Source organism: Pseudomonas sp. 5P_3.1_Bac2, from assembly GCF_025465995.1.
Lineage (GTDB): Bacteria > Pseudomonadota > Gammaproteobacteria > Pseudomonadales > Pseudomonadaceae > Aquipseudomonas.
Map to the genome: position 1 here is coordinate 904,310 of NZ_JANLNY010000006.1, position 14,277 is coordinate 918,586.

A 14,277-nucleotide genomic window follows, 5' to 3' on the forward strand; every position below is an offset into this window, starting at 1 on the left:
TCGGCTTAGCCATCCGCACAAGTAGTTGCGCGCTACTGCACCGCCGTTCTGGGCTGGCCAATGTGGCTCCAGGTTCTGTACGAAAGTGCCTGCGCTCGATCAGGCTACGTTAAAAATCGGTTCGTAATGCTCAATTACCACTCTTAAATGAGCATGCGAGCCCAGCCAGTTCCCCACCGATGTTTGCCTTGCCTGATCTTCGCCCGGAGACTTTTCGTAAAGCACCTAGCTAAGCGTTAGTTAAGCCTAGCGTTGCAACCAACGGCCCTGAAAACACACTAAGTATTTCTCCCTGTTCCCGCCCGCCGCTGTCGATAGTCAACTCTGGATTTATCGAGGTCAGCAATGACAAGTGTAAAACCGTCTGCCCACGCTTCAGGTTATCGCTGGGTGGTTCTCTTTATCGCCACCTTGGCCCAGGCCAGCGCCTGCTTTTTTGTCCAGGGCATCGGCGCCATCGCCCTCTTCGTGCAGCAGGATTTACAGCTGTCCAATTTGCAAATCGGCTTGCTGATGTCTGCCGCGCAGTTACTGCCGATCTTAGGTTTGCTGGTGGCTGGTGAACTGCTCGATCGTTACCAGGAACGCTGGGTGGTTGGCATCGGCACCCTGCTGGTGGGCTTTGCCCTGTGTTTGTCGATGCTCGCCAACAGCTACTGGGCATTGCTTAGCTGCTTACTGGTCGTGGGGGCTGCCTATTCCACTGCGCAACCCGGCGGCAGTAAGTCGGTGGCCAGTTGGTTCGGTCCCAAGCAACGTGGCTTTGCCATGGGCATTCGACAGGCCGGCCTGCCTTTGGGCGGTGCCTTAGCGGCGGCCGCGTTGCCAGCCATTGCCCTGCATTGGGGATGGCGCTGGGGCTTTCTAGCCGGTGGCTTGATTGCCTTGCTGGGGGGGCTGCTGTTTATCGCCCTGTACCGGGCGGCCACCCCGGATAAGCCTGCCGGCGCTGCGCCAAGCCTGGGGATTAACGCTTTGCTGCGCGCAAGGCTGGCAATGCTGGGCGAACCGGCCATGGGCAAAATCATGCTGTCGGGCATCAGCCTGGTGTCGGTGCAGTACGGAATTTTGATTTTTACCGCGCTGTATCTGTATGAGCGCCTGGGTCTGAGTATCAGCGCCGCTACGACCTTACTGGTGATTGCCCAAGGCGCTGGGGTGGTTGGACGCATCGTGCTGGCGGCCTGGGGGGATCACAGCAAAGCCGGGCGCTACTTCCCGGTGCTGACCTGCCTGCTCGCCGTGATTATCGGTCTAAGCCTGTTGCTCTTGGCTCCCTTGCAGCAATTTTGGGCCTTGGCGCTGTTATTGGCTTGGCTGGGTTTCTTTGGTTTTGGCTGGTACGGCCCCTGGGTCGCCTATGTGGCTGATTCGGCCCCCGCCGATAAAACCGGTTTTGCCTTGGGCCTTGCCATGGCCGTCAACCAAGTGGCGATTGTCTTGGTGCCGCCGGCCCTGGGCTGGTTACGTGACCTTAGCCACAGCTACGTGCCGGGCTGGCTGATTCTGATCGCGCTAAGCCTGCTGGCGTTGCTGCTGAGCGGGGGTAAAACCACTAAGCCATAACGCATCAGGCCCGCAATGGCGGGCCTGATGTCGATGAGCTAAAGCGCTTAGCGGGCGCTTTTCAGCAGATCTTTGGGCACGTATTTACCGATCTCGAACTTGCCGATGGCGGCGCGGTGCACTTCATCCGGGCCGTCAGCCAGGCGCAGGGTACGCTGCATGGCGTACCAATACGCCAGCGGGAAGTCATTGGATACGCCGCCGCCGCCGTGGATTTGGATCGCCCGGTCAATCACTTTCAGGGCCACGTTAGGCGCCACGACTTTGATCTGCGCGATCTCGCTGGCGGCGACCTTATTGCCGACGGTGTCCATCATATAGGCGGCGTTCAGGGTCAGCAGACGCGCCATGTTGATCTCCATCCGCGAGTCAGCGATCAGATCGATGTTGCCGCCCAAGCGGGCCAACGGCTTGCCAAAGGCAGTCCGGTTGATCGAGCGTTCACACATCAGTTTCAGCGCGCGCTCAGCCATACCAATGGAGCGCATGCAGTGGTGAATCCGCCCTGGGCCAAGGCGCCCTTGAGCAATTTCAAAGCCCCGGCCCTCGCCAAGCAGGACGTTCTCGTAAGGTACGCGAACGTTTTCAAACAGCACTTCGGCGTGGCCGTGAGGAGCGTCGTCGTAACCAAACACCGGCAATGGCCGAATGATTTTCACCCCGGGGGTGTCCATCGGCACCAGAATCATCGAGTGCTGGCTGTGACGCGGCGCATCAGGGTTGGTCAGGCCCATAAAGATCATGATTTTGCAGCGCGGATCACAGGCGCCGGAAGTCCACCATTTGCGCCCGTTGATCACCCACTCATCGCCCTCACGCACGGCGCGGGCTTGCATATTGGTGGCGTCACTGGAAGCCACACCCGGCTCCGTCATGGCGAAAGCGGAACGAATGGTGCCGTCCAGCAGCGGCAGCAGCCATTGCTGCTTTTGCGCTTCAGTGGCGTAGCGCACCAACACTTCCATATTGCCGGTGTCAGGCGCGGCGCAGTTAAACGGCTCCGGACCGATCAGGGAGCTGCCCATGATCTCAGCCAGCGGCGCATATTCGGTATTGGTCAGGCCAGCACCCAGCTCCGAGTCGGGCAGAAACAGGTTCCACAATCCTTGAGCTTTGGCCTTGGCCTTAAGCTCTTCCATGATCGCGGTGGGTTGCCAGCGGTCACCCTCACTCACTTGTTGCTCGAATACCGCTTCGGCTGGGTACACGTGCTCCTGCATAAACGCGCTGACGCGTTCGCGCAATTGCTGGACTTTGGGGGAATAGGCGAAATCCATGGAAGGCTACCTTCTGACTCAAATGGGAAAGGACAGTGGTAAAGAGACTTGAACAGGGCTTAAGATTTACCCAGCCTATTTAATGCGTCCATGATCATTCATCACGGATATATACCTTATTCACGTCGTCACACTGCGGAGCGCACCGGTTATGAATTTAAACAAGGTCGATCTCAACCTGTTCGTGGTGTTTGATGCTATCTACAGCGAGGCCAACCTGACCCGCGCCGGGCAAATTGTCGGCATCACCCAGCCGGCTGTGTCTAACGCCTTGGCCCGTTTGCGCGAGACGTTCAACGACCCGTTGTTCGTACGCACCGCTCAAGGCATGGTGCCTACGCCGATGGCGCAAAACATCATCGGTCCGGTGCGCAACGCCTTGCAGCAGCTGCGTATCTCGGTGCAAGAAAGCCGGGTGTTCAACCCCAGCCAAGCGAATAAAACCTTCCGCATCAGCATGATTGACCTCACCGAAGCGGTGATTTTCCCGCCGTTATTCCAGCGTCTGCGCCGCTCGGCGCCGAATGTGAAGATCGAGAGCCTGCTGGCACGCCGCCGCGAAACCACCAAAGAGCTGGCTGCCGGGCGCTTGGACTTTGCCGTGGATGCGCCGCTCAACACCGATCCGCAAGTGCGTCACGTCAAACTGATGGAAGACCGCTATGTGTGCGCCATGCGCAAAGGCAATCCGCACGCCAAGGAAAAACTGACCCTAGACGATTATATGGCCCTGACCCATATCCATATTTCCAGCCGCCGCAGCGGTCTCGGGCATGTCGATTTGGCCTTGGGTCGTTTGGGCCTGCAGCGCAAGATCGCCCTGCGCTCGCAGCATTACCTGATGGCCACCACCGTGCTGCAAACCACCGATATGGCCATGACCGTGCCGGTGCGTTTTGCCCAGCGCAACGACCTGCACTATATGGACTTGCCCATTAAGGACATGACCGCGCTTGAGACTCACCTGTACTGGCATGAAAGCACTGATCAAGACCCGGCCAACCGGTGGATGCGCGAGCAGATTATTGAGATCGCCCAGCAAGTGGCCGCCAGCTGACGGCCTTTGGCGGCTCGCGCTTAGCGGTGGGTTTCGCGCCAATGCTGGATTTGCTGCTGGATGTTCCAGTTAATAATTAAGCTGTACAGCTGCTCGATAAAGGCGCTGTCGAAGCCTGCGGCATGGGCCCACTGGCGTCTTTCGGTGAGCATGGCAGCCACCCGCTCAGGCGCCGGAATCTCTTGTTCATTGCCTTTAAACTGCGCCGCCGCCTTCACATAGCGCAGGCGTTTTTGCAGGGCATGGAAAATCTCCCGGTCGTAATAGTCGATGCCTTGGCGAATATCGTTAAGACTGGTGCATTCTTGCGCTGTTTTCAGATCCGACATCTGTTACTCCTTAGCAGCAGAGTGCACGCGGTACGCCCACCCTGCCCTGGCTGATTACTGCGCCCCTTATGGGAGCGCAGTCGTTTGCATTAACCGCTTAGAAATCCACGCTGGCGGAGAACATATAAGTCCGCGGAGCGCCTAGACCACCGGACAAGCCGCTGCCGTCGCCGCCATTCCAGGAGCCGATCCAGTAGGCCTTATCCGCCACGTTCTGCACCATGGCCCGCAGGGTCACCGGCTTGCTTTCGATCTTGGTGCTGTAACGCACGCCCACATCGAAGATGGTGTACGACGGCAGCGACAGGCGATGGTCGTTGGTCACGGCGCGTCCATCGGTGTAGTTCACATCGCCAGTCAGGGTCAGCCCGGGCAACGCACTTAAGTCATATTCCGCGCCAAGCTTGGCCATGACCTTAGGCACCCCGGTGACTTGCTTGTCTTTGTCTTTTTCCAGCAGCGCTTTGGTCAGCTCGGCTTTGGTATAGGAGATACCGCCGAGCAAGCGTGCCGCTGGCGTCACCTCGCCAAAGAAACTCAGCTCCACGCCGCGGTTGCGCTGCTCGCCGTATTCGCCATAGATATTGGTTTCGTTGTCCACGTAAGCACTGGGTTTTTCGATCTGGAACAGGCTCAAGGTGGTGGCGAACGTGCCCAGATCGAGCTTGGCGCCGACTTCATACTGCTTGGTTTTGAACGGGCTGGTCATGGTCCCGGAATTCAACGCAGTTTGTGGCGCGGTGCCGCCCTGGCTCAGGCCCTCGATGTAGTTGGCATACAGCGACACATCGTCAGTGACCTTAACCAGCAAGGCCGTGGCCGGCGACACTTTGCTTTTGTCGTATTTGGTCGGCGCCGAGGTTTTCGGGTAATACATGTTTTTCGATTCCACCGACTGGTTCCGCGTGCCGATGGTCCACTGCACCCGGTCATCAAAGAACGACAACGTATCGACCATGGCGAAGCTGGTCAGCTCGGCCTCGGTGCGCTGGGTTTTAGCGCCGTAGCCGCTGGTGTCGGGCTTATTGCCGTAGTCCAGATTCCAATAATTGACCCGCGCCCGACCGCCGTAGCGGGCGTCCTTAAAGCTCCAGGTCGATTGGAAGTTATTCGCCGCCAGCGACCAGGCATGGTTGACCGGGCCAGTGCTGAAGGTGCCGCGCAGACCGATCTCACCGGACTTCTGCCGGCCTTCACGGATCGAGCGAATCGCATTCACCGACATATCACCGTCGTTATTGAGCAGAGTGTTCTGCACCATCTGGCCGTTATAGCCGCCCTCGCGCTGGCCCCAGGCGCCGTACACGGTGACCCAGTCGGTCAGGTCATATTCACCACGCAGGACCAAAGTCTGGGTTTCGTTGAGGGTGTAGCCCCATTTCGGCGCCAGGCTGTGGTCGCCTTTTTTCGGTTTGGGAATGTGGGTCACGGCCTTGTCGATATTGGAGATACCGAAGTAGTTGACCCCATCCATGCGCTCGCGCTGGTTGTACATATCCGCCGAGATACGCCCACGCTCGCCGCGCCAGTCGAGCCCTAAGGACTGCAACTGCATCTTGTGCTGCTGGTCATCCACGGCAGTGTCGCCATCGCGATACACGCCGTTAAAGCGCACGCCGAACTGCTTGTCCTCACCGAAACGGCGGCCAATATCGGCATGCAAGCCACCCAAGCCGTCGGACTCATAGGTGGTGGTCAGGCGGGTCAGCGGTTCATCGGCGGCATGCTTAGGCACCATGTTGATGCTGCCGGCCACGCTGCCATCTGGCGGCATGCCGTTAAGCAATGCCGACGGTCCTTTGAGCACCTCGACCCGCTCCGCCAGCTCGGTGGAGCCACGCATGTTGGGGGCCATGCCGACTAAACCGTTGTAGGTGATGTCGTTGGCGGTGGTGTTAAAACCGCGCATAAAGAAGGTTTCATAGTTGCTGCGTTTGCTGGGGATAAACACCGAGGGGTCAGTGGCGCCGATCACTGAACCGATGTCTTGGGCTTGGCGATTCTCGATAAATTCGTCGGTGTAACTGATGGTGTTGAACGGGGTTTCCATAAAGTCTTTATTGCCCAAGATCCCCACCCGACTGCCGCTGGCCACCTGGCCGCCGGCATAAGCTTCAGGGATGCCCTGCTCGGCACTGCCGCGCACCGTTGCCGCAGCCAGCGACAAATCGCCAGCGGCCGTGGCGGCTTGGGCTGAATCAGCGCCTGCGGCACTGTCCGCTGCTATCACTCTAAAGCTGTTACCACTGCCGCTGGCCTGCAAACCCTGACCGCGCAGAATTTGGGCAAAGCCGGCTTCAACACTATAAATACCCGTTAAGCCGAGGCTGCTTTTACCGGCCAGCAAGCTGTCATCAACCTGTATCTGCACCCCGGCCGCTGTAGCAAAATCTTTCAGCACTTGGCTCAACGAGCCCGCCGCCACATTGAAGGTCTTATCCATGTGCCCGGCAGCACCTGCTGGTTCAGCTTGAATCTGCGGTGCCCACACCGTTAACGAGGCGCCAACCAGCCCGAGCAGCATGGCCATTTGTACGGCGGCGAGGGTTTTATTCAGGGTAAAACGTGGGGCAGCCCGCTGTAGCTCAGGCATGACAGGGAGGTGACGACGGTATTGCGACATGCTGGGTTCCTTTTCCGTTGGCAGAAGCGAGCTCATGCTCACTAAGTCTTCCGTATGAAAAAGCCCAATCCTCAATCTAAATGATAATTATTTTGTAATATTTTTAATAAGGCCTAACTAAACCTGACAACCAAGCGTAAATAGCGCCTTCGCTAGGCCATGGCGCCCGCTCTCGGCGCCGCAGTGGGCGCCGAGAATGGCTAAACGCTTACTGCTTGTAGCCCTGCAGCACTTCGGCGGTGATCCGTTTAATGCAGGTTGGGCTCGCGGTGCACAGGTACCAGGTGTCTGAGTCGACAAAGATCACTTTGTTGTTGGCCCAGGCTTTGGTCTGGCGCAACAGCGGGTTATCCAGGCTTTCGCGGTTCAGTGGCGCGCGGCGCTCCATCACGGCGGTGCGGTCGATGACATAGATGATGTCCGGGTCGGCCTGCTGGATAAACTCATTGGAGATCGGCTGGCCGTGCACACCTGTTTCAATGTCCGCGCTGGCCGACTTCACCCCCAAGGTGTCGAAGACAAAGCCATAGCGCGATTTGACTCCGTAGGAAGCAAAGGCGCCGTTGTTATGCAGCACTAGCAGGGCTTTTTCCGGGCGGCCTTCGGTCACCTTACGGGCTTGGGCAATCTCAGCATCGATCTCGGCGTTTTTCTCCTGAGCCAGCTGCTCTTTGTTGAAGATCCGCCCCAAGGTCAGCAAGTGCTCCTTGGCCACAGCGATCACATCGCCCTGCTTATTGGTCATGTCGATATCAAAGTGCAGGGTTGGCGCGATTTCACTGAGTTCGGCATAGCTTTGCGCTTGCAGCGGCGAGATCAGAATCAGGTCCGGCTTCAGCTTGTGCAGGCTCTCCAGGTTGGGCTGCACGGTGGCGCCGACATCCGCCACCTTGGGGTCATCCTTGTACTTGCTTAAAAAACCGACCACGTAGTCTTTCGCCACGCCCACCACCGGTGCGCCGAGCTGATCGAGGCTGTCCAGCTCGCCCATATCAAAGGCCACCACGCGTTGCGGCAGCTTGGTAATGGTGGTGGTGCCCAGCTGGTGAACGATGCTGATCGCGGGATAGCCCGTGGCACTAGTTTGTTCGGCCGGTGCGGGTTTGCCCGGCTCATTGGCTTTATCGCAGCCGGCCAAAGCCAGGGCTAAGGCGGTGCCGAGGAGCAAAGTGGCAGATCCTTTGAACTTAAGCGTGCGCATAACAATTCCCTTTAACTAGATGGATTGAAGTAGTTGCAAACAAAACCGCGCGAACTTTGCAGAATCTCGAATTGCAGGCCGTAAAGGTCTTGCAGCTGATCAGGGTTAATCACTTGTTGCACGCTGCCACAACAGTGCAGCGCGCCTTGTTTGATGGCGACGATATGGTCGGAATAATTGGCCGCGAAGTTGATGTCATGCACCACCATGATCACCGTGCGCCCCTGCTCATCACACAGGCGCCGCAGCGCACGCATGATCTGCACGGCGTGGGGCATGTCGAGGTTATTCAGCGGCTCATCGAGCAAGATGTACGGCGTTTGCTGGGCGATGGTCATGGCCAAAAACGCCATCTGTCGCTGCCCACCACTAAGCTCATCGATATAGGCCGAACGCAGTGGAATCAGCGACAAAAACTCCAGGGCCTGTTCGATGATCTGCTCATCTTCCGCCGTCAGGTTGCCCCGGCTGTAGGGGAAGCGGCCAAAGGCGACCAGCTCTTGCACGGTCAGGCGCAGGTTGAAGTCCGGCGATTGGCGCAAGGTCGCCACCTGCTTGGCGTAGTCGCGCTGCGACCATTGCTGGATGTCGCGGCCATTGATGCTCAGCGTGCCACGGCTGGGCTTATGCAAGCGCGCCAAGAGCATTAGCAAGGTGCTTTTGCCAGCGCCGTTGGGGCCGATCAATGAGGTGATCTGGCCGCCGGGGAACGCCACGCTCACCTCGCCCAGCACCTGTTTCTGGCCGTAGTCTTTGCCGACCTTGTCAAAGCGAATCATGCGGTACCTCGCGAGCGCACCATCAGGGCTAAAAAGTATGCGCCGCACACCAAGTTAATCAGGATGGTGACAGTGGTGGAGTAGTTGAACACCTGCTCCACCAGAAACTGCGCCAGGATAAAAATACAGATCGCCACCGCGCAGCTCATCGGCAGCGTGATGCGGTGCTGGCTGCTGCCGGCCAAGGCATAGGTGATGTTGGCGACAAACACGCCCATAAAGGCCGTGGGCCCGACCAAACTGGTCGACACCGCCACCAGCACGGCAATCAGCGCCAGTTGCAGGCGCACGCTGGGCCGGTAATCCACGCCCAAGGAGCTGGCCTGATCGCGGCCCAAGGCCAACACGTCCAGCACCGCCAGGGTGCGCCACAGCACCAAGCCGACAGCCGCGACCAACACGCCGCAGTACAGCAGTTGCAGCGGCTGGGCTTTATTGAACGAGGCGTAGTTAAAGCCCTGCAGGATGGAGAACTCGCCGGGGCTGATCTTCAGCTGGATAAACTGGCTAAAGGTGCCCAGCACCATGCTCAACACCAACCCCAGCAGCAACAACAGATAGACGTTGTGCTGATCGCCGCGAAACAGCCAGCGGTGCATCGCCCAGCTGTAGCCGAGCATCAACAGAATCGACAAGCCGGCGTTGGCATCGCGGCCCAGCAGCACCAAGCTGTGAGTCCCTAACAGGAGAATCAGCAAGGCCTGGAACAGCAGGTAGACCGCCTCATACCCCATGATCGCCGGGGTCAGAATGCGGTTGCCGGCGATGGTTTGAAACACCACCGACGACCAGCCGATACAGACCCCGGCGGCGACCATGGCGGCTAAGCGCTGCAAGCGTTTGGGAATCACATAGGCGAAGTCCCAATCGGCGCCGAGCAAGACAAAGCCCACGGCCAAGACCAGCGCCAACAGCCACACGACATAACGGCTGTGGTTACGCATTATTTGTACTTCCACAGGATAAGCAGCAGAAACAGCACGCCACCAACGCTGCCTGCGGTCATGCCAATCGGCACTTCAAAAGGATAGATCAGCAGACGGCCGATGATGTCGCATAACAGCAGCAACGCCGCCCCGGCCAAGGCCACGATGGGCAAGGTCCGGCGCAGGTTTTCGCCGTAACGCAGGGCCACCAGATTGGGAATGACCAACCCGACAAAGGGAATCGCGCCGACGGTGATCACCGTGGCCGCTACCGTCACCGCCACCAGCAGCAAACCCAAGGCCGCCGTGGCTGCATAGTTAAGCCCCAGGCTGCTGGCCATGCCCTCGCCCATGCCCAGCACGGTGAAACGCTGGGCATACAGATAGGTGAGCAGCACGATGGGCAAAATCAGGTAGATGATTTCGTAGTTGCCTTGGACGATCTTGGAGAAGTCGCCGAGCATCCAGCCCTGCATGCTTTGCAGGATGTTATGCCGATACGCATAAAACTCGGCGATGGCGCTGAGCATGCTGCCGTACATCAAGCCCACCACCGGCACCAGCACGGTGTTTTTGAACTTGATGCGGCGGATGATCGCCACATACAGCAAGCTTGCGGCAAAACAAAACAACAAGGCGAACAGCATGCGCACGCCCGTGCCTGCCGCCGGCAAGGCAATCAGCGAAACCAGAATACCCAGCTTGGCCGCATCCAAACCGCCTGAGGTAGCCGGTTCGACAAAGCGGTTACGCACGATCTGTTGCAGGATCACCCCGCACACGGCCAAACCCACACCGGTTAGCACCAGCGCCGCCAAACGCGGCAAGCGACTGGCGCTGAGCGTCAGCCAGGCATCATCGGAGAAGCTGAGCAGGTCCGCCGCGCTCAGCTCCTTCACCCCCACCAGCAACGACAGCAAACACAACAGGGCAAAGCCGCCCAGCAGCCACAATGACTTCAACCCGCACTCCCTACGGCCGCGATTTGCCAGCCCTTACTGGCCTGACGCTGAGCCAGAAAGTGCGCGTACAGGCCATTATTCGCGGCCAACTGTTGCGGTGTGCCCTGCTCCGCCACCCGGCCCTGATCAAGCACGATGATCTGATCGGCCATGGCCACGGTGGACAGTTGGTGGGCGATCACGATTAACGTGCAGCGTCCCTTAAGGCGCGCCAGGGTTTGCGCGATCAGCGCTTGGTTTTCCGCATCCAGCGCTGCGGTGGCTTCATCGACCAGCAGAATCGGCGCCTGTTTGATCAAGGCGCGGGCAATGGCGATACGCTGGCGTTCGCCGCCAGAGAGCTTGGCTCCGCCAGCGCCGACTGGGCTGTCGAGGCCCTCTGGCAAGTTAGCCAGCATGCTGGCTAAGCCAGCGGCCTCGGCCGCTTCCTGCACCTGCTCAAGGCTGGCATCCGGCCGGCCCAAACGGATGTTGTCGGCGATGCTGCCCTGGAACAGGTAGGTGTCTTGGAAAATCTGGCTGATCTGGCTGGCCAGCTGCGCACTGTCCATCTGCCGCACATCCACCGCGCCGATTTTCACACTGCCGCCACTGACCTCAAAGAACCGCGCGATCAGCTTCAGCAGCGTGCTTTTGCCTGAGCCAGAGGCACCGACTAAAGCCGTCATACTGTCCGCCTCGATCCGCAGGCTGAGGCCCTTGAGCACCGGGGCTTGCTCGGCCGCGTAGGCGAAGCTGACATCCTGCAACTGCACCGAGGCATCCGCCGGGTGCTGGCTAACGGCAGGCTCGGGCAGCGGCTGCACGGCAAAAATATCCGCCACCGCTTGCAGTTGATTGCGACTGCCGCGCAATACATCGGCGTAGCCCGCCACCTCCAACAGTGGATCAACCAAACGGCTGACCAGCAGCAGCGCGACGATGGCCGAACTCACGGCTGGCAGGTCCAAATCAGTAGCCAGCAGTTGATTGATGGCGCTGAACAACACCAGCAGCAACAAGGCAAACAAGCCTTGCACGGCCCAGGCGTTAAGCAGCACCGACATAGCGGAAATACGGATTAACTGCTTAGCCGACTGCTCTTGCTCAGCCAGTGCATCGTTGAGCAACCCGGTGCTGCTGCCGGCGCCATTGAAAGCCCGCAGCACCGACTGCGCCTGGGCAAACTCGACCATACGCTGGCTGCTGTTGGCCGCCGCGAGGTGATAGCGCTGGTCGGCGCGCTGGCCCAATGCGGCGGTCAGTACAAACAGCCCCGCGAGCAGCGGCAGCCCCATCAGCGCCAGCAACCCGGCCTGCCAATTCAAGGCAAACAGGCCCACGAGCATCACCAACGGGCTGATGATGCCGGTCAGCACCGGGGTAAAGACGTGGGCTGGTAGCTGGGCGATTTCCATCATGCCCTGGCTGCTGACGTGGCTTAAGCGCGCGGTATTGGCCGGGTTAAACCAGCCGATCGGCAACTGCGCCACATGCTCGCCTAACTGGTTGCGACCACTGCTGAGCACGGCGATGCCTACGGCAATCCCGGCCTTCTCGACCCGCACGCGCAAGCGCCAGCACAACAACGAAGCCAGCAGCAAGGCCAACAGCCAAGACAGGCTGGCGATCAGCTTGCTTTGTAGCAAGGCGTTCAGCATTGGCAGCACCAGCAAGATGCTCACGCCGCAGAGCAGCCCGTAAAGCAGGGCCAGGCTCAGGTATCGGCGCAGCGCACTGACCTCACTGCCGAGTAAACGCTTAAAGGTACTCAGCATGCGCCCGCCTCCTGGCCATAGCCGCCCTGCTGCCATAAGGCGGCATAACGACCGTGCCGAGCCAACAGCTGGTGATGACTGCCCTGCTCGATTAGCTGGCCCTGTTCGAGCAGTAAAATCTGCCCGGCATGCTTGATGGTGTCCAGACGGTGGGCAATCACCAACACCGTGCGCCCTTGGGCAAAGCGCGACAGCGCCTGCTGGATTTGCAATTCGTTGTCGGCATCGGCTGCCGCGGTAGCTTCGTCCAGCACCAGAATCGGCGGATCGAGCAATACCGCGCGGGCGATGCTGACACGCTGCAGCTCGCCGCCAGAAAGTTGCACATCCTCACCCAGTACGGAGTCATAGCCTTTGGGCAGGCTGACGATCAGCTCATGGATATTAGCCAGGCGCGCGGCGGCTTCGATCTCCTCCTGCGTCGCGGCGGGCCGTCCCAAAGCAATGTTGTCGCGCAGGCTGGTGTGCAGCAAACGCACCTCCTGCAAGACAAAGCCAATGCGCTGATACAGCTGACTGCTGTCGATCTGCTTCAGATCGACACCGCCCAAGCTAATGCGCCCCTGCTGCGGATCAAAGAAACGCAGCAGCAAGCGCGCCAGGGTCGATTTCCCCGAGCCGGAGCTGCCCACCACCGCCGTGATGCTGCCGGGTTTCAACTCGAAACTGAGATCCTTCAGCACCCATTGCTGGTCCTGATAGGCATAACTGACCTGCTCAAAACGCACGCGGTTATCCGCCGGCAGTTGCCCGGCGCCGGGCGCGACCTGGGCCAGCAACGGCGTGTGCAGCAAGCGCTGCACGCGTTCGGCGGCAGCGCGGGCACTGCCTAAGTCATGGCTGATATAGCTGAGCAGTAACAGCGGTGCACACAGCCCCGGCGCCACCAGCACAAAGGGCAACACGTCGACCGGGCTTAGCCAATTGAGCAGAACCATCAGCGTACCGCCCGCCAACACCACACTCAGTACGGCCACCGGGGTGATCAGCGCGTGGGCATTGGCCATGGCGCTGACCAGCGGCCGGGTAAAGTCTTTAAAGGCTGCGGCAAAAGCATTCACCGCAGTGCGGTAACTGCTGCTGGCTTGGCCTTGCACGGCAAAGGCTTTGACCTCGGGGATGCCGTTGACGAACTCAACCACGGCGTTGTTGATGCGCGTCATGCCGGCGCCAAACGAGGCCATATTGGCTGCGCTGGCCTTGGTCGCCCGGGCGTAAAACAGGAAGAACAGTGGAAATGGCAGCAACGCCACGATGGCCAGGCGCCAATCCATAGCGAACAGATAAAGCACCGAAATCCCCACCGCGCCAACGCAACGGCCCAAGGTGGTGAAATAGTGTGCGCTAAGGCTATGCAGGGTGCCGATATCGTCCTGCAGCGCTTGCTTGACTTCCCCTGCCGCGCGCTCGGTAAACCAACCTAAAGCCACCTGGCCCAGACGCTGGCTGATGCGTCGGCGCAGGTCCGCGGTGAGTTGGTTATCAGCCAGATGGGCCTGACTTTCGCCCAAGGTTTGCAGGCCCATGCCTAGGAACAGACTGACTAAGCTGACGCTCAGCAATGGCCACAGTTGCTGTGCCTGCCAAGGCCCCGCGCCTGCTTGCCAATGGGTTAAAGCCTGTTGCGCCAGCTGAGTGATGGCAGCCAGCGGCACCAAGGTCAACATCGCGCCCAGTGCCGCCAGCGCGGCGGCCAAGCCTAAACGCTGACGGATTGGCCGTAAAACCTGCTTCAGGCTGCTGGCCGTAGCCGCAACTTGTTCATCCTTGCTCATCCCCACTCCCTGTTGATTAACGCTG

11 protein-coding genes are annotated in these 14,277 nt (G+C 59.4%); 2 read left to right on the forward strand and 9 right to left on the reverse strand.

Translation table 11 applies throughout. From position 1 onward, the window contains the following. The first annotated feature begins 345 nt into the window (after positions 1 to 345). A complete protein-coding gene (locus tag NTD81_RS08420) occupies positions 346 to 1,566 on the forward strand; it encodes an MFS transporter (protein WP_262181555.1) in 1,221 nt (406 codons plus the stop codon). 47 nt (positions 1,567 to 1,613) lie between these two features. Here NTD81_RS08420 and NTD81_RS08425 read toward each other — a convergent pair whose 3' ends face one another. Then, the gene (locus tag NTD81_RS08425) at positions 1,614 to 2,843 is read right to left on the reverse strand and encodes an acyl-CoA dehydrogenase (protein WP_262181558.1); all 1,230 of its coding nucleotides are present in this window, start codon (positions 2,841 to 2,843) and stop codon (positions 1,614 to 1,616) included. A gap of 151 nt (positions 2,844 to 2,994) precedes the next feature. Between NTD81_RS08425 and NTD81_RS08430 the strand changes: the two genes are divergently transcribed. After that, entirely contained in the window at positions 2,995 to 3,900 is a 906-nt protein-coding gene (locus NTD81_RS08430; protein ID WP_262181560.1) for a LysR family transcriptional regulator, read from the forward strand. Positions 3,901 to 3,920: 20 nt separating this feature from the next. Here NTD81_RS08430 and NTD81_RS08435 read toward each other — a convergent pair whose 3' ends face one another. The 8 genes from NTD81_RS08435 to NTD81_RS08470 form a co-directional block, all read right to left on the reverse strand. Further along, entirely contained in the window at positions 3,921 to 4,229 is a 309-nt protein-coding gene (locus NTD81_RS08435; protein WP_315974681.1) for an isochorismate lyase, read from the reverse strand. Between the two features lie 97 nt (positions 4,230 to 4,326). Beyond that, positions 4,327 to 6,852 carry a TonB-dependent receptor gene (locus NTD81_RS08440; RefSeq protein WP_262181562.1) on the reverse strand — a complete coding sequence of 842 codons (2,526 nt, stop codon included), beginning with the start codon at positions 6,850 to 6,852 and terminating at the stop codon, positions 4,327 to 4,329. 208 nt (positions 6,853 to 7,060) lie between these two features. Then, complete coding sequence (locus tag NTD81_RS08445; RefSeq protein ID WP_262181564.1) at positions 7,061 to 8,053, reverse strand: siderophore ABC transporter substrate-binding protein; 993 nt, start codon at positions 8,051 to 8,053, stop codon at positions 7,061 to 7,063. Positions 8,054 to 8,064: 11 nt separating this feature from the next. Continuing rightward, positions 8,065 to 8,832, reverse strand: coding sequence for an ABC transporter ATP-binding protein (locus tag NTD81_RS08450; protein ID WP_262181570.1), 768 nt, complete (start codon positions 8,830 to 8,832; stop codon positions 8,065 to 8,067). After that, positions 8,829 to 9,776 carry an iron chelate uptake ABC transporter family permease subunit gene (locus NTD81_RS08455; protein WP_262181571.1) on the reverse strand — a complete coding sequence of 316 codons (948 nt, stop codon included), beginning with the start codon at positions 9,774 to 9,776 and terminating at the stop codon, positions 8,829 to 8,831. The genes NTD81_RS08450 and NTD81_RS08455 overlap by 4 nt, the downstream gene beginning before the upstream one ends. Then, positions 9,776 to 10,720: an ABC transporter permease gene (locus tag NTD81_RS08460; protein WP_315974682.1), complete on the reverse strand. Its 945-nt coding sequence runs from the start codon at positions 10,718 to 10,720 to the stop codon at positions 9,776 to 9,778. Before NTD81_RS08460 ends, NTD81_RS08455 begins: the two co-directional genes overlap by 1 nt. Next, positions 10,717 to 12,477 carry an ABC transporter ATP-binding protein gene (locus NTD81_RS08465; protein WP_262181572.1) on the reverse strand — a complete coding sequence of 587 codons (1,761 nt, stop codon included), beginning with the start codon at positions 12,475 to 12,477 and terminating at the stop codon, positions 10,717 to 10,719. Before NTD81_RS08465 ends, NTD81_RS08460 begins: the two co-directional genes overlap by 4 nt. Then, complete coding sequence (locus NTD81_RS08470; RefSeq protein WP_262181573.1) at positions 12,471 to 14,252, reverse strand: ABC transporter ATP-binding protein; 1,782 nt, start codon at positions 14,250 to 14,252, stop codon at positions 12,471 to 12,473. Before NTD81_RS08470 ends, NTD81_RS08465 begins: the two co-directional genes overlap by 7 nt. Positions 14,253 to 14,277 lie beyond the last annotated feature (25 nt).

Coding starts and splice junctions, on each gene's coding strand:
- NTD81_RS08420 (WP_262181555.1), top strand. CDS start 346: ATGACAAGTGTAAAACCGTCTGCCCACGCTTCAGGTTATCGCTGGGTG.
- NTD81_RS08425 (WP_262181558.1), bottom strand. CDS start 2,843: ATGGATTTCGCCTATTCCCCCAAAGTCCAGCAATTGCGCGAACGCGTC.
- NTD81_RS08430 (WP_262181560.1), top strand. CDS start 2,995: ATGAATTTAAACAAGGTCGATCTCAACCTGTTCGTGGTGTTTGATGCT.
- NTD81_RS08435 (WP_315974681.1), bottom strand. CDS start 4,229: ATGTCGGATCTGAAAACAGCGCAAGAATGCACCAGTCTTAACGATATT.
- NTD81_RS08440 (WP_262181562.1), bottom strand. CDS start 6,852: ATGTCGCAATACCGTCGTCACCTCCCTGTCATGCCTGAGCTACAGCGG.
- NTD81_RS08445 (WP_262181564.1), bottom strand. CDS start 8,053: ATGCGCACGCTTAAGTTCAAAGGATCTGCCACTTTGCTCCTCGGCACC.
- NTD81_RS08450 (WP_262181570.1), bottom strand. CDS start 8,832: ATGATTCGCTTTGACAAGGTCGGCAAAGACTACGGCCAGAAACAGGTG.
- NTD81_RS08455 (WP_262181571.1), bottom strand. CDS start 9,776: ATGCGTAACCACAGCCGTTATGTCGTGTGGCTGTTGGCGCTGGTCTTG.
- NTD81_RS08465 (WP_262181572.1), bottom strand. CDS start 12,477: ATGCTGAGTACCTTTAAGCGTTTACTCGGCAGTGAGGTCAGTGCGCTG.
- NTD81_RS08470 (WP_262181573.1), bottom strand. CDS start 14,252: ATGAGCAAGGATGAACAAGTTGCGGCTACGGCCAGCAGCCTGAAGCAG.